The following is a 22,268-nucleotide window of genomic DNA, read 5'->3' on the forward strand; positions in this document are numbered from 1 at the left end:
CCCGAATCGCTAGGTCGTGACCGGGAACCGGTGGTCGAGTTCCAGATTCAGTTGCAGCACATTGACCGTCGGCTCGCCGAAGAATCCCAGGGCGCGTCCGTCGCGGAACTGGGCGAGGACCGCGCGGATCTGGTCCGGGCTGACGTGACGGGCCTTGGCCACCCGGGCGACCTGAATATCGGCGTAGGCCGGTGAGATGTGCGGATCCAGGCCACTGCCGCTGGCGGTGACCGCGTCGGCGGGCACCTGCGGGTTGCTCGGAGCCGCACCGCGAATGGGCACGGTCTGTCCGGTCGAGTAGTCGTCACCGAACTTCGCGCACTCCACCCGGACACCTTCGTAGAGGTCCAGGAAGGGCTGTTTGGTCGTCGCGCACGGCTCGTTGACGCTGACCACCCGGGTCGGGTGGACGACGTAGCCGCGCGAATCGCGGGGGCCGATCACCGACAGCACCGCTCCGACCCCGCCGCCGGTGCAGTACGGGCGCGACCCGTCGACACCTTCGAGTTGCCCGACGGCGGCGCTGCGCGTGCACACCTGTGTCAGCAGGCTCGGCTTGAACCCGGCGTCGGATGCGCTGGCGCCGGAGGCCAGCTTGGCCGGATCACCCGGTGTGTCGACAGTGCTCTCGGGGCCAAGGTTGCTGCCGCCGCTGGCCGTCGGGTCATAACCGTTGCTGCCCGCGGCCGAGGGACGGCTTTGGAAGTACTTCTGCAGCGGGTTGCCCGATGAGTCGGTGAACGACTGGCCGATCAGCTCGCTGCCGATCGGTTTGCCGCCGGCGGTAAGGATCGAGCCCTCCGCCTTGTCGTGCAGGCCCGGGATGAGCGCAACCAGCCAAATCAGCAGCGGGTAGCCAAAACCCAGGATCACGGTGAAGACGAGCAGCGCGCGCAGCGCGGCCCAGTGTTGACGAAGCGTGTTGGCGATGTTCATCTCAGGCCATCCCAGGAAGCAGTTGAACCAGCAAGTCGATGAGCTTGATCCCGACGAACGGGGCGACGATGCCGCCCAATCCGTAGATGTAGAGGTTGCGGCTGAGCAGTTTCGACGCGCGGCTGGGCGTGTACCGAACACCGCGCAGCGCCAACGGAATCAGGGCGACGATGACGACCGCGTTGAAGATGACCGCCGACAGGATCGCCGATTGCGGGCTGTGCAGCCGCATGATGTTGATCAGATCCAGGCCGGGGAAGATCGCCACGAACATCGCCGGGATGATCGCGAAATATTTGGCGATGTCGTTGGCGATCGAGAACGTGGTCAACGCGCCGCGGGTGATCAGCAATTGCTTACCGATCTCGACGATCTCGATCAGCTTGGTGGGATCGGAGTCCAAATCCACCATGTTGCCGGCCTCTTTGGCCGCCGACGTGCCAGTGTTCATGGCCACCCCGACGTCGGCCTGAGCCAACGCCGGTGCGTCGTTGGTGCCGTCACCGGTCATCGCCACAAGGCGTCCGCCCTGCTGCTCCCTCTTGATCAGCATCATCTTGTCTTCGGGTGTGGCCTCGGCGAGGAAGTCGTCCACCCCGGCCTCGTCGGCGATTGCCTTGGCGGTCAACGGATTATCGCCGGTGATCATGACCGTGCGGATGCCCATCAGGCGCATTGCGTCGAACCGTTCCCGCATGCCCTGCTTCACCACGTCCTTGAGGTGAATGACGCCGAGCACTTCGGCTTTCCCGTCGTCGACCTGTCCGACCACCAGCGGGGTTCCGCCGGCCGCGGAGATGCCGTCGACGATCTCGCCGAGTTCGGTCGGAACGGTGCCGCCGTGCCCGCGGATCCACTCGGAGACCGAGCTGGCCGCCCCCTTGCGCAGCTGCCGTCCGTCGACGTCAACGCCCGACATCCGGGTCGTTGCGGTGAATTCCACCCAGGTGGCATGGGTCAGCTCGCCGGGTGTCCGGGCGCGCAGCCCGTACGCCTCCTTGGCGTACACCACGATGGACCGCCCCTCCGGCGTCTCGTCGGCGAGGCTGGACAGCTGCGCGGCGTCGGCCAGTTCCGCGTGGGTCACCCCGGTCACCGGAATGAATTCCGAGGCTTGACGATTGCCGAGCGTGATCGTTCCGGTCTTGTCCAGCAGCAGGGTGTTGACATCGCCGGCGGCCTCGACGGCGCGGCCGGACATGGCCAGCACATTGCGTTGCACCAGCCGGTCCATACCCGCGATACCGATCGCCGACAGCAGCGCGCCGATGGTGGTCGGGATCAGACACACCAGCAGCGCCACCAGGACGATGCCGCTGATGCCGTCGGAGCTGAGCGCCGAAGTATCGGGCACACCAGGGTTATTCACCTTCGAGTAGATCGCGAGCGGCTGCAGCGTGGCGACAGCGAACACGAAGATGATGGTCAGCGCCGCCAGCAGGATGTTCAGTGCGATCTCGTTGGGCGTCTTCTGCCGGTTGGCACCCTCGACGAGCGCGATCATCCGGTCCACGAAGCTCTCGCCCGGCTTCTGGGTGATCTTGACGACGATGCGGTCCGACAGCACGGTGGTGCCGCCGGTCACCGCGGAGCGGTCACCGCCGGACTCCCGGATCACCGGTGCCGACTCGCCGGTGATGGCCGATTCGTCAACCGAGGCAATGCCTTCCACAACATCGCCGTCCCCGGGAATGACCTGACCCGCGGTGACGACCACGAAGTCGCCCTGCTGCAGCAGGGGCGCCGCGATCTCTTCGGGCGTGCCTGCTGCGCCCGGCTTCCAATCCTTGAGCCGGTGTGCGATGGTGTCGGCCTTCGTCTTGCGCAGGCTATCCGCCTGCGCCTTGCCTCGGCCTTCGGCGACGGCCTCCGCCAGGTTCGCGAAAAGCACTGTGAGCCATAGCCAGAATACGGTGAGCCAGCTGAACCAGGTGCTGTCGCCGAACGCGAGCACCGTCGACCAGACGGCCCCGATCTCGACGATGAACATCACCGGGTTGCGCCACAGGGTGCGCGGATCGAGTTTGCGCAGCGCGTCCGGCAGCGACTTCAGCAGCAGGGCCGGGTCGAGCAGGCCGCCCTGGAGCTTGTCGCCCGCCGTGGGGGCGGAACGTCGACGGGTGTGGGAATCCAAGGTAGTAGTCACTCTTAGTGAATCCCTTCAGCGAGCGGCCCGAGCGCCAGCGCGGGCAGGAAGGTGAGGGCAACCAGAATGACCGTCACACCCACGACAAGTCCGACGAATTGCGGCTTGTGCGTGGGCAGCGTGCCGCTCGACTCAGGTGTCATGCCCTGACGTGCCAGCGAACCGGCAAGTGCGAGAACGAGAACCATCGGCAGGAATCGTCCGAAGACCATCGCCAGCCCCAGCGCGGTGTTCCACCAAACGGTGTTGGCCGAGAGGCCGGCGAAGGCCGAACCGTTGTTGTTGGCCGCCGAGGTGAACGCGTACAGCACCTCGGACAGGCCGTGCGGCCCGGTATTGGCCATGCCCGCACGCTCACCGGGCAGTGCCATCGCGATGGCCGTGCCCAGCAACACGAGCAGCGGGGTAATCAGGAAATAGCCTGAGGCCAGCTTCATTTCGCGCGGGTTGATCTTCTTGCCCAGGTATTCCGGTGTCCGGCCGACCATCAGGCCGGCGACGAACACCGTGATGACCGCGAGGATCAGGATGCCGTACAGGCCCGAGCCGGTACCACCGGGCGCGACCTCACCGAGCTGCATGTTGAACATCGTCATCATGCCGCCCAGGCTGGTGTAGGAGTCGTGGGTGGAATCGACTGCGCCGGTTGAGGTCAGCGTCGTCGCATCGGCAAAGACCGCGGAATCCGCGACACCGAAGCGCTGTTCGACGCCTTCGTAGGCGGCGCCCGCCGCGGAGGGGACAGTGCCATGGTGCTGCAGCTGGAACAGCATCATGAAGCTGACGCTGAGCATGGCCAGGATGCTGACGACCGCGACGATCGCGTAGCCCTGCTTTTTGCTGTTCACCATGCGGCCGAAGGTGCGCGGCAGCGAGAACCCGATGACCAGGATCAGGAAGATCTCGACCCAGTTGGTCCATGCGGTCGCGTTCTCGAACGGGTGCGCCGAGTTGGCGTTGTAGAAGCCACCACCGTTGGTGCCCAACAACTTTATTACTTCCTGACTCGCGACCGGACCGCCGGGGAGGGTCTGCGGGGCGCCGGCCAGCGTGGTGACGACCTGGTCGTTGAGGTGGAAGTTCTGCACGACGCCACCGGCGAGCAAGACGAGCGCGCCGAGGATCGAGATCGGCAACAGGATGCGCAGCGTGCCGCGGGTCAGGTCCACCCAGAAGTTGCCCAATTCGTTGGTGCGATGCCGGGCGAACCCGCGGACCAGCGCGACCGCGACGGCCATGCCGACCGCGGCGGAGACGAAGTTCTGGACCGCCAGGCCGGCCATCTGGACCAGGTGGCCCATCGTCGACTCGCCAGAGTAGGCCTGCCAGTTGGTGTTTGTGACGAAGCTGATCGCGGTGTTCCACGCCAGCGCCGGTGTCATCTTCGTGCCCGGATCGTGCAGATGCAGCGGCAGCTTGTCCTGCACCAGCTGCAAGATGAACAGGAACACGACGCTGACCGCCGAAAAGGCCAGCACGCTACGGGCATACGTCTTCCACGTCTGCTCCGAGTCGGGGTTGGCGCCGATCAAACGGTAGATGAATTTCTCAGTGCGCGAATGCTTTTGGGCACTGTAGACCCGATACATGTAGTCGCCCAGCGGCACGTGAACAACCGCCAGCGCGACGATCAGCAGGGCGAGGAACACCACACCCGCCGCGGTGCCGCTCACTAGAACCGCTCCGGGTACATCAGGGCGGCGCCCAGCAACAGGGCTATCAGGATGGACAGGACCAGGCCCACCGCGTTGGCGGTGCTCACGATCCCAGCCTCAGCGTCAAGCCGATCGTGGCGAACACCGCCACAGTCAGCAACAGGTAAATGACCACAGACATTTTTGTCTCTCGTTCGATGACCGATTGATGCCTGATCGTGCTCGGGCAACAGTAACCTGACCTCGGGTGAGGAGGACAGGTTCGAGGCTAGGCTCGATCGCGGTCGGCGGCGTTCGCCCTTAACGCTTTCTTTACGTCTTGACCGCCACTTTTGCGGTCTTCCTGACCTTTGCCGGCCTCGCCTGTGGCGCGCGTCTCACCAACCCCCGCGGGCGGTGCGCTAGCCGGTGCTCGGACCGTGGATCATCGGCAGCCGCACCCGGAAGACCGTTCGGCCGTTGGCGGATTCGGCACCAACCGAGCCGTGATGGGCCTTGACGATCGAACTGACGATGGCCAGGCCCAGCCCGATGCCTTGCCCGTCGGACCGCGACGTGTTCGCGCGGACGAATCGCTCGAACAGCCGGGGGAGCAGATCCGCGTCGATGCCGGGCCCGTCATCGGCAACGGTGAGTTCGGCATACGGTGCGCTGGGATCGCTGCGGTGGCAAGTGATTGCGGTGGTTACCGTGACGCCGAGCGGCGTGTGCAGCCGGGCATTGCTGTGCAGGTTGCTGACCAGTTGATGCAGCCGGGCATGATCCCCGCGGACCCAGACCGGTCCCTCGGGCAGCTCTTTGAGCCAGCGGTGCGTCGGCGCGGCGACCGCGGCGTCGTTAACCGCGTTGATGACCAGCTCGGCCAGGTCGACGTCTTCGTTCTGCAGGTCCTCGCCCTCGCCCAGGCGCGAGAGCAGCAACAGCTCCTCGACGAGCAAGGCCATCCGGCGTGCTTCGGACTCGATGCGTGCCAGCGCGTACTCGGTGGTCGGCGGTAGTGCCGAACTGTCCTGGCGGGTCAGCTCGGCGTAGCCCTGAATCGCCGCCAGCGGCGTTCTCAGCTCGTGGCTGGCGTCGGTGAGGAACTGCCGCATGCGCATGTCGGAATCGACGCGGTGCGCCAGCGCGCTATCCACGTTGTCCAGCAATCGATTCAGCGTGTGTCCGACGATCCCGACCTCGTTGTCCGGATCGGTGTCTTCCTGCCGGACCCGGACGCTGATCCGGTGGTCGTCGCCGGTGAGCGGCATTGCGGCGACTTCGGCGGCCGTCGCCGCGACCCGGCGCAGCGGGCGAAGCGTGTAGCCGACCACCCAGACGGTGAGTCCCGCGGTGATCACCAGGGCGGCCGCGATCAGCAGGCTGGTGGTGATGTATTTGCGGGTCATGATCTGGTCGGCCAGCTTCACCGACATCCCGACGATCAGCAGGTCGGATCCTTCGCGGCGGCTATCGACGCGGTAGGCGCCCAGGCTGCCGAGTCGTACCGTACGGGGCGGTGCGTCGACCCAGGACAGCGATTCGATCGCGTGAATGACGTCGGGCGGGGCGGGTTTTGGTTGGTCCTCGGAGAACACCGCCGAGCCGATCACGGTGCCGTTGTGCACGGCGGCGATCAGGTTGCCCGGTGTCTGCCCGGTGAATTCCAGCATCGCCTGGTCTACCGGAGGCGGGCGGCGGTGCGCCGAGGTGTGCTCGCCGTTCTGGTACCGGGTGTACGAGTTGCTCAACGCGTCGAGGGATTCGGCGACATCGGCGTCGCTGATCGCGGTGACATAGCCGCGCAGGCTCAGTACCGAGACCACGCCGACGGACACCAATACCACTGTGACAACGCCTAATACGCCGATCAGTAATTGGCGGCGCAGCGACCGGGGCAACCAGAAAGGAGTGTTGCGCTGGCCCGTCATTCCAGCGGCCGCAGCATGTATCCAACACCCCGGACGGTGTGGATCATCGGCTCGCGGCCCGAGTCGATCTTCTTTCGCAGATACGAGATGTAGAGGTCGACGATGCTGGTGCGTCCGGCGAAGTCGTAGTTCCACACCCGGTCGAGGATTTCGGTGCGGCTCAGCGCGCGGCGCGGATTGCGCATCAGGAAACGCAGCAATTCGAACTCGGTCGACGACAGCGATATCGGCGCGCCGTCACGGGTGACTTCCCGGCTGGCGGTGTCGAGTCGAAGGTCGCCGACCTTGAGCGCTTCGGCGGCCGGCGGGGACAGCTGGCTGGACCTGCGCAGCAACCCGCGAAGTCGTGCGACCAGTTCCTCGAGGCTGAACGGCTTGGTCATGTAGTCGTCGGCGCCCGCGGTGAGGCCGGTGACCCGGTCCATGACCGAATCGCGCGCGGTAAGAAACAGCGTGGGGGTGTAGGCGTCTGACTCGCGGATCCGCTGCAGAATGCGCAGGCCATCCATGTCGGGAAGCATGATGTCGAGAACCAGCACGTCCGGTGTGACGCGGTCGAATTTAGCCAGCGCTTCACGCCCATTGTGGGCGATCTCCACCACCCAGCCCTCGTAGTGCAGGGCCATTTTGACCAGGTTGGTCAGCGCCGGCTCGTCGTCCACCAGCAAAACCCGGATCGGTGATCCGTCGGCACGGTAGATCCTCGGCAGCTGTCCCAGGATGGCTTGACGTGGGCGCTGGCTACCCGCGTATCCGGAAGTTACGGCGGTCATGTCCTTGAATTCTCGCAAAGCACATAAGCGCTTGTCACGGAGTTCATAGACTTCTCAAATCTTACGAACCCTCGGATTCGATGCTGCGCCGGCGCGGCCGCATACGATGTTGTGCTCCAACGAGTTTCGTTGAGCCGTCCCGGCATGTCCGCAGCGACTTCCACTTCTTGGCCATACAACGCCGAATTGCGAAGGGCTATAGCTATTTTGAATACTGCGCCGGCCCCTCAAATCTGGTCGTCGAGCGGGGCCAGTTCCCGCCCCGTGGCGAATCCTTGGCCGCGCGATGTGCGTGCGTTCATCGCCCCGCGACGTTCAGCAGGATCTTGCCGCCACGGAGGAGCAAAAGCACTCGAGGCGCTCGCAGCCCCATAACCCCAGGGCCCCCGGTGCCGCACATGCACCGGGGCCGCACACCAATTGGTGTGCGGCCCCGGTTGAAACGAGAGGTGTCAGGCCCAGCTGGACCCGACGGCGCTGTCGGTGCTGGCCATGTTGTTGCCGGCCGACTGCACTTTCTGCCCGTGCTGGTTGGCCTGCTCGTAGATCACCTGGAAGTTACGACCCAACTGGGTGATGAACTCCTGGCACGCCACCGAACCGGCGCCACCCCAGAAGTCACCGGCAGCCAGCACATCGCGAACGATGGCCTGGTGCTCGGCCTCCAACGAAGCGGCCTGCGCGCGAATCAACGCACCGTGCGCGTCCACATCCCCGAACTGGTAATTGATCGACATTGTCTACGTCCTCCTGAGTTAAAAGTATTGGGAAGCTGCGAGTTTCGGCTAGCTGCCGAGGATCTGCTGCGAGTGCTGCTCTTGCGTCTCGTAGTTGTTGGCGTCACGGATGAGCCCGTCACGCACACCGTGGAGCATGTTGACAATGTTGTTGAACGCCTGGTTCATCTGACCCATCGTGTCGTACGACGTGGCCTGCGCCTGACCACTCCAGCCCGCACCGGCGATGTTCATCGACGACGCCCACATCTTGCGAGCCTCATCCGACACCGTCTGCGCGTGCATCTCAAAACGGCCCGCCATCGCACGCATCGCGTGCGGGTCGGTCATAAAACGTGTTGCCATGTTGCCTTTCTCCTTTTTTTCGGGTGATGCCTTCAATAGATGGAAGAGCTGGTGAGTTGGTCTGGGCGCGGTGGTAGCCACGCAGCGGATAGATTACGGCCTAGCGGTTAACTGCCGGCCTCGAAAGCGTGACATGTGACCCCTATTTTGGCCTGTCACACCACAACCTGTTTGGGCATGACGATCGGCTTGAAGCCGTACCGCGGACCCGACCCGAAGGCCCCGGCACCCTTGGCTCCGGCCACCATTCCGGGCATGCCGGGCGCACCCATGACCGAGGCTTCCTCGGTCGCGGCGGTCCAGCCCGAGCCTTCGAGCGGAGCGGTCGCCGCCTCCAGCTGTGTCGCCGGGGCAGCGTTGGCCGCCCAGCTGGCCGGCACCGAGAGACGGCTGACGGTGGACGCGTTGCCGAGGCTCGCCGTCGCTGCGCTGCCCAGGCCGCCCGCACCCGCCATCGGCGACACCGAGCTGACCACGGAGCCTTCGATGATGCCGCCGGCACCGGCCGGCACCACGTCGCTGACCGCGGCGGCCGGCACCGCGGCGCCGGCCAGGGTGTGGCCCAGCGATACCGCGGTCGGGATGGCTGTCATGACGAACCATGCCGAGGTGTTGACCGCGCCGTTGATGGCGTTGAACACCGACGGGGTGCCAAGGAAGCCGTCGATCGATTGCAGCAGGTTGTTGCTGCTGAACGGGATTTGTAGCGCGTCGGTCAACGAGCTCAAATCGAATGCGGACAACGCCTGGGGCGCGAAGTCCGCCGCCTGGACCGCGTCATTGGCACCGAGGGCGGCCGGGTCAGTGGTCGTGGCCAGCGGTGTCACCGGCTGCAACATCCCCGCCGCCATATCCGAGGCGGCCTGGTAGGCGGTCATGGCAGTGGCGTCCTGCACCCACATCTCGTTGTACTCGACCTCCAACTCCATGAGCTGCGGGAGGCTGAACGGGACGGCCGCGAGCGCAGCAGCGAACTCTGCGCGGTTGGTGAAGACCAGCGCCGGGCTCACCACCCCGGCGTACGCCGCCTCGAAAGCGGCGGCCGACGATGATGCCGCGGCGCTCGCCTGCTCGAGCGCGGCCGCCGTGTCGGTCAGGTACGTCACGATCGGCTGTGCCGCGGCCGCGGCCGCGGACGACCCACCACCGGTCCACGCGTCGGTCGTCAGCGTCGTGATGATCGATTCCCACGACGTTGCCGTGGTGCTCACCTCGGCGGCCAGGTTGGCGTACGCGGTTGCGGCGGCCATCAGCGGCGCCGAGCCCGGGCCGGTCCACACGAGTGTCGAGGTGATCTCCGGAGGCAGTGCTGCAAAGTCCATAACCATTTTGTGTCCCGCTCCTCTTATGGGTCGAATGTGTGAATTAGGTCGGTGCCGCGGTCTAGACGGCCGTCAGTTTCGGCATGACGATCGGCTTGACGCCGTAGCGCGGCGCACCGAAGCCGCTGGACGCGCGTCCCGCGCCCGTGACCATGCCGGGCATGCCGGCCATCGGTGTGCCGGTGCCGGCTTGCGGTGCCGCGCCGGTCCAGCCCACGGTGTGCAGCGGGGTGGCGGTGGTGCCCACCACGGGAGTGACCTGACTGCCGACCCAGCTCGGCGGGACCGACATGTTGCCGACCAGGGTGCCCTGGCCGATGCCGACCACCGGCATCGCCCCAGCCATGCCCCCCATGCCGACCGGCATGGGCGTAGTCGAGGCGGCGAGGTCCGCGGCGCCCGCGGCGGCGGCGGCGTCACCGATCGTGTCACTACCGGCGGGAAGCAGACCACCACCGGCCATACCGAGGAGGGCGGAGGCCGCGGAAGCATAGTTGCCACCACCGATGTTCAGGATGTTGGCACTGTTACCGGACAGGCCGAACATCCCGCCCAGCATTGTCGGGTTGGTGAAGTTGCCGGTGCCACCGAGCAGGTATTGGAGCCAGTCCAGCGCGGTGCTGCCGGGGCCGGGAGCCTGGACCTGCGAAATCGGATCCGACAGCAGGCTGAATTGCGAGGGGTCGGCACTCTGCAGCGCTGCCGATGCCGCATTGTTGGCCTCGGTGTCGCTGTAGCTGGTGGAGCTGCTGCCCAGGTTGGTCGTATACGTCTCCAGCTGCGTCTGAGCGTCGGTCGCGGTCGTCTGGTAGGTGGTGCCGAACGCCGAGAAAATCGCCGCCTGCTGAAGCGACACCGCATCGGCGGCGGCCGGAGCGACAACCGTGGTCGCGGCCGCGGCGCCCGCGTTTTGCGCCGCCAAGTTGGCGTTGATCGCTTCCAGCTGCCCCTGCGCGGCAAGCAACTCTTCAGTCACTGTTGTCAGGAATGACATCCATTGCTCCTCTAGTGTTCGAACCATGTCGACCCAAAAAACTGGGTCAACCCTGTGTGGTGGCGTACGAGCCCCTGTGTACTGGCGTAAGGCTAATTTCCCCACTGACCAACTTCCCGACCGAAAGGGCGTGGGTGACGGGCGTTTACGGCGTCTTAACGCTGACGCCAGCAGTTTTAACAGGGTCTTGCTGGCCGACATGGCGGTGTCATTTGTTACGCAGAGTCGGGTAGCTGAAAGTCCCGCGGGGTGCGCATCGTACGCGAAGTACGGCCGGCGCGCACGTAGGGAATTCGGCCTAATTTGGGCGGGACGCGGTTTCCCTGAGTTGGGTCTCGCGCGCTAGATTCGCCGCCGGGGCCCCCATAGCCCAATTGGCAGAGGCAGCGGACTTAAAATCCGCCCAGTGTCGGTTCGAGTCCGACTGGGGGCACCACAAAAGGGGTGCCCGTCACGGGCAGCCACCCGTTGGTAAATGACATCGGCGGGCGACCGGCGGCGAAGCGCCCATGCCCAATCACGAGGTCAGCTCTACATTTTGCTGCGGTTCTGCGGGCAATACGCCGCGACCGCCGCGCCCACGATGCTGCCGGCGCCCATGTTGCTCACCCCGAGCGCCTTTTTCACGTCGTCGACGGTTTGGGCCATCGTGTCCCCGGCGTCGAAGTCCTGGCACACCGCGTGGCCGGCGTTGATCATCATCTGGTCCTGCCCGTTGGGCCAGCTCAGCCCGCGTTGCTGCAGCGTGCGCAGGAACGTGTCATCCGCCCCGTCGGCATTCGCGATCGGGGCGAGGGCGAGGGCAACAAGACCGGTCACCACGGCAGCGATCGGGCTTGCCAACCATGCCGTGTTCTTCATTTCGTCTACTCCTTGGTGAATCAGGCAGGACCAAGAGCCTAACTTCGTCTTGACGATATGTCTTGGCAACGGGTTTATCGGTATCCCCCCGATGCCTGGCTTACGCCGGCTCTGTCGCATGAGATATGTTCCAGCACAAGTGATTATGGTTCGTGCTCGCTCGCGCCGATCGCCATCGCCAGGAAGTCCAGACGCCATAGCTCCCGAAAAAGCCTGCGCGCGAGGTCCTCGCCGCCACCGCCCTGGGCGGCGCCGGCGGCGATCTCGCGAATGCTGCGGCGGCCGTCGACGAGTTGCGCGAAGGGCAGCTCGGCCGGGCCGACCCGCACCCGGTAGCCGGGTCCCAGCAGGTCGGCCCCGGACAGCAGGCACGCGGTGCGCGACACCGGAACGTAGTCCAGGGCCTGGTCGGTGCTGAAATCGATCGTGTACTGCTCTTTCGGACGGTCCGGGCGACAGGCCATGAAGAAATGTGTCGCGTTCGACGGTTGCAGTCGTTCCATCACCGACCACAGCTCGGTGTCGGGCAATTTCGCCAGGTGACTTTCGAATTTGCTTGCCGGAGTGAAGATTTCGTGTGGATAGTACGGCGCCTTGTGGAACCATCCCTGAAATGTCAGCCCGGCCGAGGCGACCAGATCAAGACATTCGTCGACGGTGTAGTTGCGCGTGCGACCGTGCAGGAAGGTGTCGACCAGCGCGCCGTCGGTCCGCAGGTCGCGGGCGACCGTCAGGTAACCGCGGACGGGATGATCGGGGGGCAGCGCCGCGATGATGTCCTTGACCGCCTGGACCGACGCGTCGTCCTGGGACAGCCCCAGGTCGCGAAAGACCGACTCGAGCAGTTCGACGCCGGCCCGGCCGTACTTGGCGTAGAGCATCACCCCCAACGCGCCGTCGCGTCGCAGCCGGCCCGCCAGCGCCGTCATTCCGGTCAGCGGGTCGGCCAGGTGATGCAGCACGCCGGTGGACACGATCAGGTCGAAGTCGCGGCCCAGCGCCGACACCTCTTCGATCGGGAGCTGGTGCAGTTCCAGGTTGTCCAGGCCGTGCTTGTCCTTTAAATACTGCTGATGGTCCAGGGCCGATTGGCTGACGTCGATCGCCATGACCTTGGCGCCGCGGTTGGTGAAGGCGAACACCGCCGCCTGGTTGGCGCCGCACCCGGCGATCAGAATGTCGAGGTCGGGCCGGTAGCCGCGATCAGGCCACAACACCCGGTGGGCATAGAACGGGTCGAACCACTCCCAGTTGTTCTTCGAGTAGGTCTCGAGGTCGTCAATGGGGGGCGGGTACTGCCACCGATCGTATTGCCGGGAGACCACGTCGTTGCGCGGATCGTCGTTCACTACAGACGCAATGTAATGGGTTTGCCCGGCCGGCGCACGATGCCGAACCGCCCCATGCGGTGGCGCTCGCCGGTGTAGGAGACGGCAACTCATACACTGGCCCACCGTGGGCATGCTCTTTGGATTTGCGCCGTGGCTTATTTACTGGGTGCTGGTCGGCAACGTCCCCTTCAAGACCGCGGTGGTGGTCGCGCTGGTGATCGCCATCGGCGCGTTTGCGGTCGGGCGCGCCCTGGGTAAGTCGGGCGGCACCCTGGAGATCGGGGCGGTAGCCACGTTCGCGGTGCTGACGGCGCTGACGTTCACACTCAGCGAGACGTTCATGCACCGATGGATACAGCCGCTCAGCAGCGGCGGGATCTTCCTGGTGGCCCTGATCGGGCAGCTGGTCGGCAAGTCGTTCGTGCGCGAGTTCGCCGCGGCCGAGCAGCCTCCTGACGTGGTCAAGACCGAGCTGTTCGACCGGATCACCGATGTCTTGTCCTGGATCTGGATCGCCGCGTTCGCCGGCATGACGGTGTCGTCCGCGATTCCGCCGGTGCTCGAGGAGTTCGGGGGACAGGCGGCCACCATCCTCGACACGAAGACCCCGCTCCTATTCATCTGCTACTGGGTCATCCCGTACTCGTTGCTGGGGCTGGCGGCGCTGGCGTCACGGTATGTCCCCGAGCGGATGCTGGTCGGCATCGACGACCTCGTGCGGGAAACCTCGTTCGTCGCGTACGACGAGGCGACGATCGATGAGCTGTATTTCCTTGCCCAGGAGCACGCGAATCGTGAGGTCGGCCCGGGCAAGGAGGCGTACAACGTGAAGGTCGGGGGGATGGGAACTCCGCTGACCGGCGACGAGTCGCGCAAGTCGTGGCCGTCGTCCTACAAGGTGCGCGACAAGAAGGGCTAGCGCGCCGCCTGCTCGCGTGACATTCATCAGCGTGACAACTTCCACTTGTTAGGTCGATCGCATGGCATCCAAGAGGATCTGGTCCGTCGCTGCCGTCGCCGTGCTCGTCGCCGTGGCGGGCTGCTCGTCGGGCCATTCGGGGTCAGGCGCCAAGCCGGATTTCCGTACGCCCGCCGGCAAGGCGCTGACCATCACCCCGGATCAGATGCTGGCCGCGACCGAGGGTGACACGCCGGTGGCATACGCCAAGCCCGAGCACGGCACCATCGCGTACGGCGCCAACGGCACGATGATCTACACCCCGGACGCCGGGTTCACCGGCACCGACCAGCTCCACCTGACCAGCACCCCCAGCGTCAAGCTCTACGCCGAGAACCTGCCACCGCTCGCCACCATCGGCGGCGTCGCGATCCAGGCCAATGCGCATGGTTCGGCGATCGCCCCGGTCCCCGGCAGCTCGAATGAGATTTACGGCCTGACCGACCGCGGCCCCAACGTCGCGGGGCGCACGCCGAACGAAATCGTCTTTCCGATACCGGATTTCCACCCGCAGATCGCCAAGCTGAAGCTCGCCGACGGGGTGGCGTCGGTGGAGCGGATCATCACGCTGGCGGGCAAGGACGGTGCGCCCCTGGTCGGGCTGTCCCACCCGCAGGCCAACTTCGGCGAGTCGGCGGTCGACATCAACGGCGCGCCGCTGCCGCCGTCGGATCACGGTCTGGACGGCGAAGGCTTGGTCGCCTTGTCCGACGGCACGTTCTGGGTTTCCGACGAGTACGGCCCGTTCATCGTCCATTTCGACGCCAATGGCCAAGAGCTGGAACGTCTTTCGCCATTCGACGCAACGTTGCCCAAGGAGCTGTCGCTGCGCAGCCCGAACCACGGGCTGGAGGGCCTGACGCTGACGCCGGACGGCACGACGCTGGTGGGCATCATGCAGTCGGGGTTGCAGACTCCGGGGCTGACCGGCCCGGCGGCGTCGGTCCCGATGACCCGCATCGTGACGATCAAACTCGCCAACCACAGCGACGTGCACGAGTACCTCTACCCGTTGGCCAACCCACAGCAGACCAAGGTCGCGGTCTCCGAAATCACCGCGGTCAGCAACACCACCTTCCTGGTCGACGAGCTGGACGGCGAGCCGCAGCCCAACGGCAACAAGAAGATCTACCTGGCCGACATCTCCGGCGCCACCGATGTCGGTCCCCGGGCGACGGTGTCCGGCACGAGCTATCAAGCCGACCGCGGCGGCCTGCTGGTCAACGGTGTTCCGATCGAAACCTTCGTCGGGATCAGCGGGGTCGAGGCGGCAACCGACAAGCTCGGCGCCGCCGGGATCACGGTGGCCGGCAAGAAGCTCAAGCTCGATCTCACCGACCTGCTGCGTGCGTTGTCAGCCACCGGCAACTTCTTCGGCCACGCCAAGATCGAAGGCGTCATCACCCCGGACGGCGGAAAGACGTTATTCATTGCCAACGACAGTGATTTCGGCCTGGACGGGCTGGCTTCCACCACACCGCCGTTTGCGCTCAAGCCCAAGACGGCGCCCAACGGCTCCCAGGACAGTGGCGAGATTCTGACCGTCGACATGAGCAAGCTGCCTCCCACGATGGAAGCCGAGACGATCCCGATCAAGGTCGGCTGAGCCCCGCTCCGAAGTTCGGATACGTTGGTTTTCGGCGGGCGCACCCCACCAGCACCCGGACAAGCCGTGCGCGCTCCCCACTCGATCGCGGCCCGGCAAGGAGCATCTCGATGAACTCAGTCAGCCCGGATGCCATTCGCGCGGAGACGATCACCATCACCGGCCACGGTGGCGATGAGATCGAGGCCTACCGCGCGATGCCGCTCGCCGAAGGATCGCGCGGCGGCATCGTCTGGATCCATCACATGCCCGGGTACGACCGGGAAACCAAGGAGTTCGTTCGCCGGCTTGCCGTCGGCGGCTACCACACCGTGGCGCCGAATCTGTATTCCCGGGAGGCACCGGGTGCCGCTCCCGACGACGCTGCCGCGACGGTGCGTGCGGCGGGCGGAGTGCCGGACGAGCGCCTGGTCGGCGATGTCGCGGGCGCGATCGAGCACCTACGGTCGCTGCCCGGTGCGAACGGGAAGTTCGGCGTCATCGGGCACTGCTCGGGTGGGCGGCACGCCTACCTGGCGGCATGTTCGCTGCAGTTGGACGCCGTGGTGGACTGCTACGGCGGCCGCGTCGTCGAGGATGCCCGGGAGGGTATGCCCAAGGCCATGAAGCCGATCCTGCACCTGGCGCCGAACCTGAGCTGTCCGCTGCTGGGCCTGTTCGGTGCCGACGACGTGTTTCCGACGCCCGCCGCGGTGGCCACGCTGGACGCCGAGCTGACCAGGCTGGACAAGCCGCACGAATTCCATTCGTATGACGGCGCGGGCCACGCCTTCTTCTCCGTCGACCGGCCCGCGTACCGCCCCGAGGCCGCCGTGGACGGCTGGCGCCGCATCGACGAATTCTTCGCCACCCACCTGAAAGGCTAGGTGCAGCAAGCCATGTGCACACATCTGACCGAGCACGTCGAGATCGACGGCAGCGGCAAGGGCGCGCAGGGGTGGTTCGGCGCCCAGCGTGCGACCGTCTACGTCGACCACGCCGTGCACGCGCCCTACACCCACACGGTGAACATCGACGTGATCAATCCGGAGCTCGGCCCGTCGGCGCGGGTCGCGCTGGAACTCACCGAGGAAAGCGCGCTGGCGTTAGCCGACGCCATCCGCAAAGCGATTGCGAGTGCGCCGGCCGGCCTTGCGTCCAAGGACCAGTAGGTGACCCATGACGACCGAACCTGACTACCCGCAGACGGCCGCCGCCCGGGGACGCATCGAGCCAGTCCCGCGGCGAGTCCGGGGTTTCCTGGGCGACGAGCTGGTCTTCGATACGACCGCTGCTCGCTACGTGTGGGAAATCCCTTACTACCCGGCCTATTACGTGCCGCTGGCCGACGTGCGCCAGGAGTTCCTGCGCGACGAGGACCATGCGCAAAAGGTGCAGTTCGGGCCCTCGCGGCTGCACTCGCTGGTCGGCGCCGGCCAGACGCACCCGTCGGCCGCGCGGGTGTTCGACGCCGGGGCCGACAGCCCCGTCGCGGGCACGGTGCGCTTCGAATGGGATGCGTTGCGCTGGTTCGAGGAAGACGAGCCCATCTATGTGCACCCGCGTAACCCGTACTCCCGCGTCGACGCGCTGCGCTCGCACCGGCACATCCGGGTCGAGCTGGACGGCGTCGTGCTGGCCGACACCGGATCGCCGGTGCTGCTCTTCGAAACCGGTTTGCCGACAAGGTATTACATCGACCCAACCGACGTTTCTTTCGCGCATCTGGAGCCCAGCCCGACCCAGACGCAATGCCCGTACAAAGGGGTGACGTCCGGCTACTGGTCGGTGCGGATCGGCGATACCGTGCACCCGGACCTCGCGTGGACGTATCACTTTCCACTGCCGGCGGTCAGCCAGATCGCGGGCCTGGTGGCGTTCTACAACGAGAAGCTCGACATCGCCGTCGACGGTGTCAGCCTCGCCCGGCCGAAGACCCAGTTCAGCTAATTGAGCCGCGACATACCGAGGCCGGCAAATGTGACATTTCCCTCTTTTTGTCGGTGAACCTAATAAATTCTTATCCCACTATTCGCTCGACGTTCCCGGTCGAGGTAGCTAGCTACCATATAGCTGCACTTGAGAGTTAGGCTTCTTGTTCGCTGAGGGATGACCGTGTATATACTCGGGGATCACCACCTGAGCGGATCCTGAGGCCGCTTGGTGATTTAGCTGACAGCGCCGATTTGAATGGTTTTCGGCCGAAATCCGGTCGGTAAAATTTGTGCAGACCAGCGCATTTTTCCGGGCGCTGAAATGCGGTTTTCCTGCAGCCGCCAGTGTCGCATCGCGAGGTGCAGCGGCCGGCGCACGTGGATGACCGACATCGATAGCGAAGGCGGTACGAACGTGAGCGAAACGAACGGCCGGGAGATCGTCCAGATGGACGCAACACCGATAGCCCCGGTGGCCGTCGAGATCGCCGTCGACAACGGCCCGATCAGCGGCATCGCGATCAGTCCCGACGGCGGCCGACTACTGGCGACCCACTGCGGAGCCGACAGCGTCTCGGTCATCGACACCGACACCTTCCGGGTCGTCGACATGATCAACGGCGTCGACGAGCCGTTCGCCGTCGTGACGGGCGGCGGCCGGGCATACGTCAGCACGGTGTCGACGGCCTACGACTCGGTCCAGGTCATCGACATCGCCACGAACGAGGTGGTCGCGTCGCACCCGCTGGCGCTGAGCGTGAGCGATCTGGCGGTCGATTCCGCCGGGCGTCAGGTGTATGCCAGCCGCAACGCCGCCGGTGTCGCCGACGTCGCGGTGTTGGACACCGCGACCGGAAAGGTGCACGCGATCAAGGTCGCGGACGCGGTGCCGGGGACCGCCACGGAATGCGTGCGCGTGCGCCCCGACGGATCGCGGGTGTACGTGGGTGTCAACGGGCCCGCCGGCGGCCGGCTTGTGGTGCTCGGGACGACAGCGCAGGCCGACGAGGCCGCGGGCTCCTGGCGGAAGAAGCGCGCCCCCGTCCAGCAGACCGCGTCGCGGGTGATCGCCACCGTGGAGATCGGTCTGCCCATCCGGGACGTCGCGCTGAGCCCCGACGGTGCGATCGCCTACGTGGCGAGTTGCGCCCCCGAGGTGGGGGTCGTGGTCGACGTGATCGACACCCGGACCAACAAGATCACCAACACGCGCAAGGTCGGCGAGATGGGCGGAATACTCACCGGGATGACGCTGTCCGCCGACGGTGATCGCATCTACCTGGTCAGCGACGACAACGTCACCGTGCTGTGCACGCTCACCCACGACGTCATCGCGACGCTCGGGGCGGGTTTGCAGCCGTCGTGCGTGGTGGAAAGCCCGGATGGCACGCGCCTTTACATCGCCGGTTACTCCGGCGCGGTGAGCGTCACGCCGATCGCGTCGGCGACCCCGCTGGCCATCGAGAGCGCCGTCGCCGACAGCGCGCTGTCCACGACCGGTTGGCTGGTGCCCGACCTCGTTCTGCACGAGCCCGTACTCGCCTGAACTTCGGCCGGTCCGGCCGTGGTACAACACGCTTTGTCAGGGGAGTCTCGTTCCCATGATGTAGCGCGGCGATACCATTCGCCCGACCGACCAAGAGGCGGTGCCGCGCCGAGACGGTAAGGCGGGAGATCGATGGACAGCACCATGCAGGACTTTCCGCTGACAATCACCGCGATCATGCGGCACGGCTGCGGTATCCATGGGGCCCGAACCGTCACGACCGCGACGGGTGACGGCTATCGCCACACCACCTACCGTGAATTGGGTCAGCAGGCCGCCCAACTGGCAAACGCGTTGCGCGGCCTGGGCGTGACCGGGGATCAGCGCGTCGCGACGTTCATGTGGAACAACGCCGAGCACCTCACGGCGTACCTCGCCGCCCCGTCAATGGGCGCCGTGCTGCATACCCTGAACATCCGGCTCTTCCCCGAGCAGGTCGCCTTCGTCGCCAACGAAGCCGAAGACCAGGTCGTGCTGGTGGACATGTCACTGGCCGCAGTGTTCGCTCCGATACTGCCCGAGCTGGAAACGGTGCACACCGTGATCGCGGTCGGCGACGGCGACACGGCCGCCCTGCAGGAGTCGGGTAAGACGGTGCTGCGCTACGCGGAGTTACTCGCGGGCGAGTCGACCGAATTCGACTGGCCGCACATCGACGAGAAATCCGCAGCCGCGATGTGTTACACCAGCGGCACCACCGGCAACCCGAAAGGTGTTGTCTACAGCCATCGTTCGAGCTTCCTGCACACGATGGCAACGTGCAGCACCAACGGGATCGGGGTGGGGGCCTGCGACCGGGTACTGCCCGTCGTGCCGATGTTTCACGCCAACGCGTGGGGACTGCCGTATGCGGCCTTGATGGGAGGCGCCGACCTGGTGCTTCCCGATCGCCATCTTGACGCCCGGTCGGTGATCGACATGGTCGAGAAGCTGCGGCCCACCCTGGCCGGGGCGGTGCCGACCATCTGGAACGACGTGATGCACTGCCTGGAAAAAGACCCCGATCACGACATCTCGTCGCTGCGCCTGGTGGCCTGCGGCGGCTCGGCCGTCCCGGTCTCGATGATGCGCACCTTCGAAGACAAGTACGACGTGCAGATCCGGCAACTGTGGGGCATGACCGAAACGTCGCCGCTGGCGACTATGGCCTGGCCACCGCCGGGCACCCCGGACGACCGGCACTGGGCATACCGCGCGACCGTGGGCCAGCCGATCTGCGGTGTGGAGATGCGCATCGTCGACGACGACGGCGCGGTGCTGCCCAGCGACGGCCAGGCCGTCGGTGAGGTGGAAGTCCGTGGCCCGTGGATCACCGGTTCCTACTACCGCGGGCGGGACGACTCCAAATTCGATTCCGGCTGGTTGCGTACCGGCGATGTCGGCCGCATCGACGAGGAGGGTTTCGTCACCCTCACCGACCGGGCCAAGGATGTGATCAAGTCCGGCGGGGAGTGGATCTCCTCGGTCGAGCTGGAGAACTGCCTGATCGGTCACCCGGACGTGCTCGAGGCCGCCGTCGTCGGCGTTCCCGACGAACGCTGGCAGGAGCGCCCGCTTGCCGTCGTCGTCCTCAACGAAGGCGCGTCGGTGAGCGCCAGCGAGTTACGAAAGTTCCTCTCGGACAAAGTCGTTCGCTGGTGGCTGCCCGAGTGGTGGACCTTTGCCGACGAGATCCCGCGCACCAGCGTCGGCAAGTACGACAAGAAGACCATCCGATCCCGGCACGCGGACAACGAATACGAGGTCACCGAGGTGCGCGACTGAATCCCCGCATGGTGTAGAACCAGTGCATGAGCCGGCGGCTCGTCATCTGCTCGCGCAGTGAAAGGGATTAATTCCATGGCATATTCGCGTGTCTTCTCCGAATCGCTGGTCATGCCGGTTCCGGTCGAGCAGGCCTTTCACCGCACGCTGCCGGTGCCGCTGACCGAGGTGTTCAGCCGCCGCCACGGGCTGTTCCCGCCGATCAAGGAAGTGCGTGACCAGACCGGCGCCTGGGATGCCGCTGGTCAGACCCGCACCGTGGTGATGGCCGGCGGTGGCAGCACGCGCGAAGAGCTCACCAGCGTCGACCCGCCGCGGTCGTTCGGCTACCGGCTCGGCGACGTCACCGGCCCGATGGCGTTGCTGGTCGACCACGTGCTGGGCGAGTGGACCTTCACCCCGGCCGACGGCGGCACCGAGGTCACCTGGCGCTGGGACATTCATCCGCGCTCCGCGCTGACGGCTTTGGTGCTCCCGGTGTTCGGCCGGATGTGGAAGGGCTACGCGCGCCAGGCATTGCGCGACCTGTCGGGGATACTGACGCGCTGAGGGCGCAACCGCATTCGGTACCGTCGAGCGCATGTGTCGACTCTTTGGCCTGCACGCCGGGACGGACGCCTGCACCGCGACCTTCTGGCTGCTGGACGCTCCGGACAGTCTGTCCGAGCAGAGCCGGCGCAACCCCGACGGCACCGGCCTGGGTGTCTTCGAAGCCAACGGCGAACCGCGGGTGTACAAGGAGCCGATCGCGGCGTGGCAGGACGCCGACTTTGCCACCGAGGCACACCGCAAGACCGGCACGACGTTCATCGCCCATGTGCGCTACGCGACGACCGGATCGCTCGACATCCGCAACACCCACCCGTTCCTGCAGGATGGCCGGATCTTCGCGCACAACGGCGTGCTCGAGGGACTGGAGATTCTCGACGAGCGGCTGCGTGAGGTCGGCGCCGACGACCTGGTCTTGGGTCAAACCGATTCGGAGCGGGTGTTCGCGTTGATCACCGCCTCGATCCGCCTGGCCGGTGGCGACGTCTCCGCCGGCATCACCGACGCGATGACCTGGCTGGCGGCGAACGTGCCGATCTACGCGGTCAACGTGCTGCTGTGCACCGCCACCGACATGTGGGCGATGCGCTACCCGGCAACTCACCAGCTCTGCCTGCTGGACCGGCGCGACGAGTCCGCCGAAACGCCGGACCCGGCGTTTGACTTGCGTACCAAGCGAATTCACGCGCAGTCCGACCTGCTGTGCACGCGGCCGTCGGTGGTGATGGCCACCGAACCGATGGACGATGACCCGCGCTGGCGGCTGCTGCACCCCGGCGAGCTGCTGCACGTCGACAGCTCACTGCAGATCAACCGGACGATGATCCTGCCCGACCCTCCCAAGCACCTGCTGCGCCGAGAGGATCTCAGCGTGCCGGTCGAAGACGCGCAGCACGCGCTGCCTAACACCCGGAAGTTGTGA

The 22,268-nt window shown here is 65.9% G+C and carries 21 protein-coding genes and 1 tRNA gene; 10 read left to right on the plus strand and 12 right to left on the minus strand.

Translation table 11 applies throughout. From position 1 onward, the window contains the following. Positions 1-9: 9 nt before the first annotated feature. The 10 genes from G6N55_RS23195 to G6N55_RS23240 form a co-directional block, all read right to left on the minus strand. On the minus strand, positions 10-936 hold the full coding sequence (locus G6N55_RS23195; protein ID WP_085219709.1) for a potassium-transporting ATPase subunit C: 927 nt from the start codon (positions 934-936) through the stop codon (positions 10-12). A 1-nt stretch (position 937) separates the two neighbouring features. Further along, on the minus strand, positions 938-3,082 hold the full coding sequence (gene kdpB, locus G6N55_RS23200) for a potassium-transporting ATPase subunit KdpB (RefSeq protein ID WP_085219707.1): 2,145 nt from the start codon (positions 3,080-3,082) through the stop codon (positions 938-940). Between the two features lie 2 nt (positions 3,083-3,084). Further along, entirely contained in the window at positions 3,085-4,755 is a 1,671-nt protein-coding gene (kdpA, locus tag G6N55_RS23205; RefSeq protein WP_085219706.1) for a potassium-transporting ATPase subunit KdpA, read from the minus strand. Then, positions 4,755-4,844 carry a potassium-transporting ATPase subunit F gene (locus G6N55_RS29975; protein WP_139826642.1) on the minus strand — a complete coding sequence of 30 codons (90 nt, stop codon included), beginning with the start codon at positions 4,842-4,844 and terminating at the stop codon, positions 4,755-4,757. The genes kdpA and G6N55_RS29975 overlap by 1 nt, the downstream gene beginning before the upstream one ends. 294 nt (positions 4,845-5,138) lie before the next feature. Next, positions 5,139-6,647, minus strand: a complete 1,509-nt coding sequence (locus G6N55_RS23215; protein ID WP_085219704.1) for a sensor histidine kinase — start codon at positions 6,645-6,647, stop codon at positions 5,139-5,141. Then, a complete protein-coding gene (locus G6N55_RS23220; protein WP_085219701.1) occupies positions 6,644-7,420 on the minus strand; it encodes a response regulator transcription factor in 777 nt (258 codons plus the stop codon). Before G6N55_RS23220 ends, G6N55_RS23215 begins: the two co-directional genes overlap by 4 nt. A gap of 452 nt (positions 7,421-7,872) precedes the next feature. Further along, complete coding sequence (locus tag G6N55_RS23225) at positions 7,873-8,157, minus strand: WXG100 family type VII secretion target (RefSeq protein WP_066824871.1); 285 nt, start codon at positions 8,155-8,157, stop codon at positions 7,873-7,875. Between the two features lie 48 nt (positions 8,158-8,205). Beyond that, positions 8,206-8,502 (minus strand): WXG100 family type VII secretion target, encoded by a 297-nt coding sequence (locus tag G6N55_RS23230; protein WP_163667469.1) that lies wholly within the window; start codon positions 8,500-8,502, stop codon positions 8,206-8,208. 155 nt (positions 8,503-8,657) lie between these two features. Beyond that, complete coding sequence (locus tag G6N55_RS23235; protein WP_232078822.1) at positions 8,658-9,824, minus strand: PPE family protein; 1,167 nt, start codon at positions 9,822-9,824, stop codon at positions 8,658-8,660. 61 nt (positions 9,825-9,885) lie between these two features. After that, positions 9,886-10,818, minus strand: coding sequence for a PE/PPE C-terminal domain-containing protein (locus tag G6N55_RS23240; protein ID WP_085221202.1), 933 nt, complete (start codon positions 10,816-10,818; stop codon positions 9,886-9,888). A 359-nt stretch (positions 10,819-11,177) separates the two neighbouring features. On the opposite strand from G6N55_RS23240, the gene G6N55_RS23245 reads away from it, so the two are divergent. Then, positions 11,178-11,254 (plus strand) — tRNA-Leu (locus G6N55_RS23245). A gap of 95 nt (positions 11,255-11,349) precedes the next feature. On the opposite strand, the gene G6N55_RS23250 is transcribed toward G6N55_RS23245, so the two are convergent. Next, positions 11,350-11,679 carry a DUF732 domain-containing protein gene (locus G6N55_RS23250; RefSeq protein ID WP_163667474.1) on the minus strand — a complete coding sequence of 110 codons (330 nt, stop codon included), beginning with the start codon at positions 11,677-11,679 and terminating at the stop codon, positions 11,350-11,352. 143 nt (positions 11,680-11,822) lie between these two features. Then, on the minus strand, positions 11,823-13,028 hold the full coding sequence (locus G6N55_RS23255) for a class I SAM-dependent methyltransferase (protein WP_085221200.1): 1,206 nt from the start codon (positions 13,026-13,028) through the stop codon (positions 11,823-11,825). A 106-nt stretch (positions 13,029-13,134) separates the two neighbouring features. Here G6N55_RS23255 and G6N55_RS23260 point away from each other — a divergent pair, with 106 nt between their 5' ends. From G6N55_RS23260 to G6N55_RS23300, 9 genes are all read left to right on the plus strand, one after another. Beyond that, on the plus strand, positions 13,135-13,929 hold the full coding sequence (locus tag G6N55_RS23260) for a hypothetical protein (protein ID WP_085221199.1): 795 nt from the start codon (positions 13,135-13,137) through the stop codon (positions 13,927-13,929). Between the two features lie 61 nt (positions 13,930-13,990). Continuing rightward, positions 13,991-15,574 carry an esterase-like activity of phytase family protein gene (locus tag G6N55_RS23265; protein WP_085221198.1) on the plus strand — a complete coding sequence of 528 codons (1,584 nt, stop codon included), beginning with the start codon at positions 13,991-13,993 and terminating at the stop codon, positions 15,572-15,574. A 110-nt stretch (positions 15,575-15,684) separates the two neighbouring features. Then, the gene (locus G6N55_RS23270) at positions 15,685-16,440 is read left to right on the plus strand and encodes a dienelactone hydrolase family protein (protein WP_085221197.1); all 756 of its coding nucleotides are present in this window, start codon (positions 15,685-15,687) and stop codon (positions 16,438-16,440) included. Between the two features lie 12 nt (positions 16,441-16,452). Beyond that, the gene (locus G6N55_RS23275) at positions 16,453-16,725 is read left to right on the plus strand and encodes a DUF6295 family protein (RefSeq protein ID WP_085221280.1); all 273 of its coding nucleotides are present in this window, start codon (positions 16,453-16,455) and stop codon (positions 16,723-16,725) included. Positions 16,726-16,732: 7 nt separating this feature from the next. Next, positions 16,733-17,503 carry a DUF427 domain-containing protein gene (locus G6N55_RS23280; protein ID WP_085221196.1) on the plus strand — a complete coding sequence of 257 codons (771 nt, stop codon included), beginning with the start codon at positions 16,733-16,735 and terminating at the stop codon, positions 17,501-17,503. 366 nt (positions 17,504-17,869) lie between these two features. Continuing rightward, a complete protein-coding gene (locus G6N55_RS23285) occupies positions 17,870-19,033 on the plus strand; it encodes a YncE family protein (protein ID WP_085221195.1) in 1,164 nt (387 codons plus the stop codon). A gap of 132 nt (positions 19,034-19,165) precedes the next feature. Then, positions 19,166-20,797, plus strand: a complete 1,632-nt coding sequence (locus G6N55_RS23290) for a fatty acid--CoA ligase (protein WP_085221194.1) — start codon at positions 19,166-19,168, stop codon at positions 20,795-20,797. 75 nt (positions 20,798-20,872) lie between these two features. Continuing rightward, positions 20,873-21,346: an SRPBCC family protein gene (locus G6N55_RS23295; protein WP_085221193.1), complete on the plus strand. Its 474-nt coding sequence runs from the start codon at positions 20,873-20,875 to the stop codon at positions 21,344-21,346. Positions 21,347-21,377: 31 nt separating this feature from the next. Then, positions 21,378-22,268, plus strand: coding sequence for a class II glutamine amidotransferase (locus tag G6N55_RS23300; protein WP_085221192.1), 891 nt, complete (start codon positions 21,378-21,380; stop codon positions 22,266-22,268).

The organism is Mycobacterium florentinum (assembly GCF_010730355.1).
Taxonomy (GTDB): Bacteria; Actinomycetota; Actinomycetes; order Mycobacteriales; family Mycobacteriaceae; genus Mycobacterium; species Mycobacterium florentinum.

Excerpts from the sequence above, each read along its gene's own strand:
- G6N55_RS23240 (WP_085221202.1), bottom strand. The coding sequence starts at position 10,818 with ATGTCATTCCTGACAACAGTGACTGAAGAGTTGCTTGCCGCGCAGGGG.
- G6N55_RS23280 (WP_085221196.1), top strand. The coding sequence starts at position 16,733 with ATGACGACCGAACCTGACTACCCGCAGACGGCCGCCGCCCGGGGACGC.
- G6N55_RS23225 (WP_066824871.1), bottom strand. The coding sequence starts at position 8,157 with ATGTCGATCAATTACCAGTTCGGGGATGTGGACGCGCACGGTGCGTTG.
- G6N55_RS23290 (WP_085221194.1), top strand. The coding sequence starts at position 19,166 with ATGGACAGCACCATGCAGGACTTTCCGCTGACAATCACCGCGATCATG.
- G6N55_RS23215 (WP_085219704.1), bottom strand. The coding sequence starts at position 6,647 with ATGACGGGCCAGCGCAACACTCCTTTCTGGTTGCCCCGGTCGCTGCGC.
- G6N55_RS23235 (WP_232078822.1), bottom strand. The coding sequence starts at position 9,824 with ATGGACTTTGCAGCACTGCCTCCGGAGATCACCTCGACACTCGTGTGG.
- G6N55_RS23195 (WP_085219709.1), bottom strand. The coding sequence starts at position 936 with ATGAACATCGCCAACACGCTTCGTCAACACTGGGCCGCGCTGCGCGCG.
- G6N55_RS23250 (WP_163667474.1), bottom strand. The coding sequence starts at position 11,679 with ATGAAGAACACGGCATGGTTGGCAAGCCCGATCGCTGCCGTGGTGACC.
- G6N55_RS23295 (WP_085221193.1), top strand. The coding sequence starts at position 20,873 with ATGGCATATTCGCGTGTCTTCTCCGAATCGCTGGTCATGCCGGTTCCG.
- G6N55_RS23230 (WP_163667469.1), bottom strand. The coding sequence starts at position 8,502 with ATGGCAACACGTTTTATGACCGACCCGCACGCGATGCGTGCGATGGCG.
- G6N55_RS23285 (WP_085221195.1), top strand. The coding sequence starts at position 17,870 with ATGACCGACATCGATAGCGAAGGCGGTACGAACGTGAGCGAAACGAAC.
- G6N55_RS23220 (WP_085219701.1), bottom strand. The coding sequence starts at position 7,420 with ATGACCGCCGTAACTTCCGGATACGCGGGTAGCCAGCGCCCACGTCAA.
- G6N55_RS23270 (WP_085221197.1), top strand. The coding sequence starts at position 15,685 with ATGAACTCAGTCAGCCCGGATGCCATTCGCGCGGAGACGATCACCATC.
- G6N55_RS23300 (WP_085221192.1), top strand. The coding sequence starts at position 21,378 with ATGTGTCGACTCTTTGGCCTGCACGCCGGGACGGACGCCTGCACCGCG.
- G6N55_RS23265 (WP_085221198.1), top strand. The coding sequence starts at position 13,991 with ATGGCATCCAAGAGGATCTGGTCCGTCGCTGCCGTCGCCGTGCTCGTC.
- G6N55_RS23275 (WP_085221280.1), top strand. The coding sequence starts at position 16,453 with ATGTGCACACATCTGACCGAGCACGTCGAGATCGACGGCAGCGGCAAG.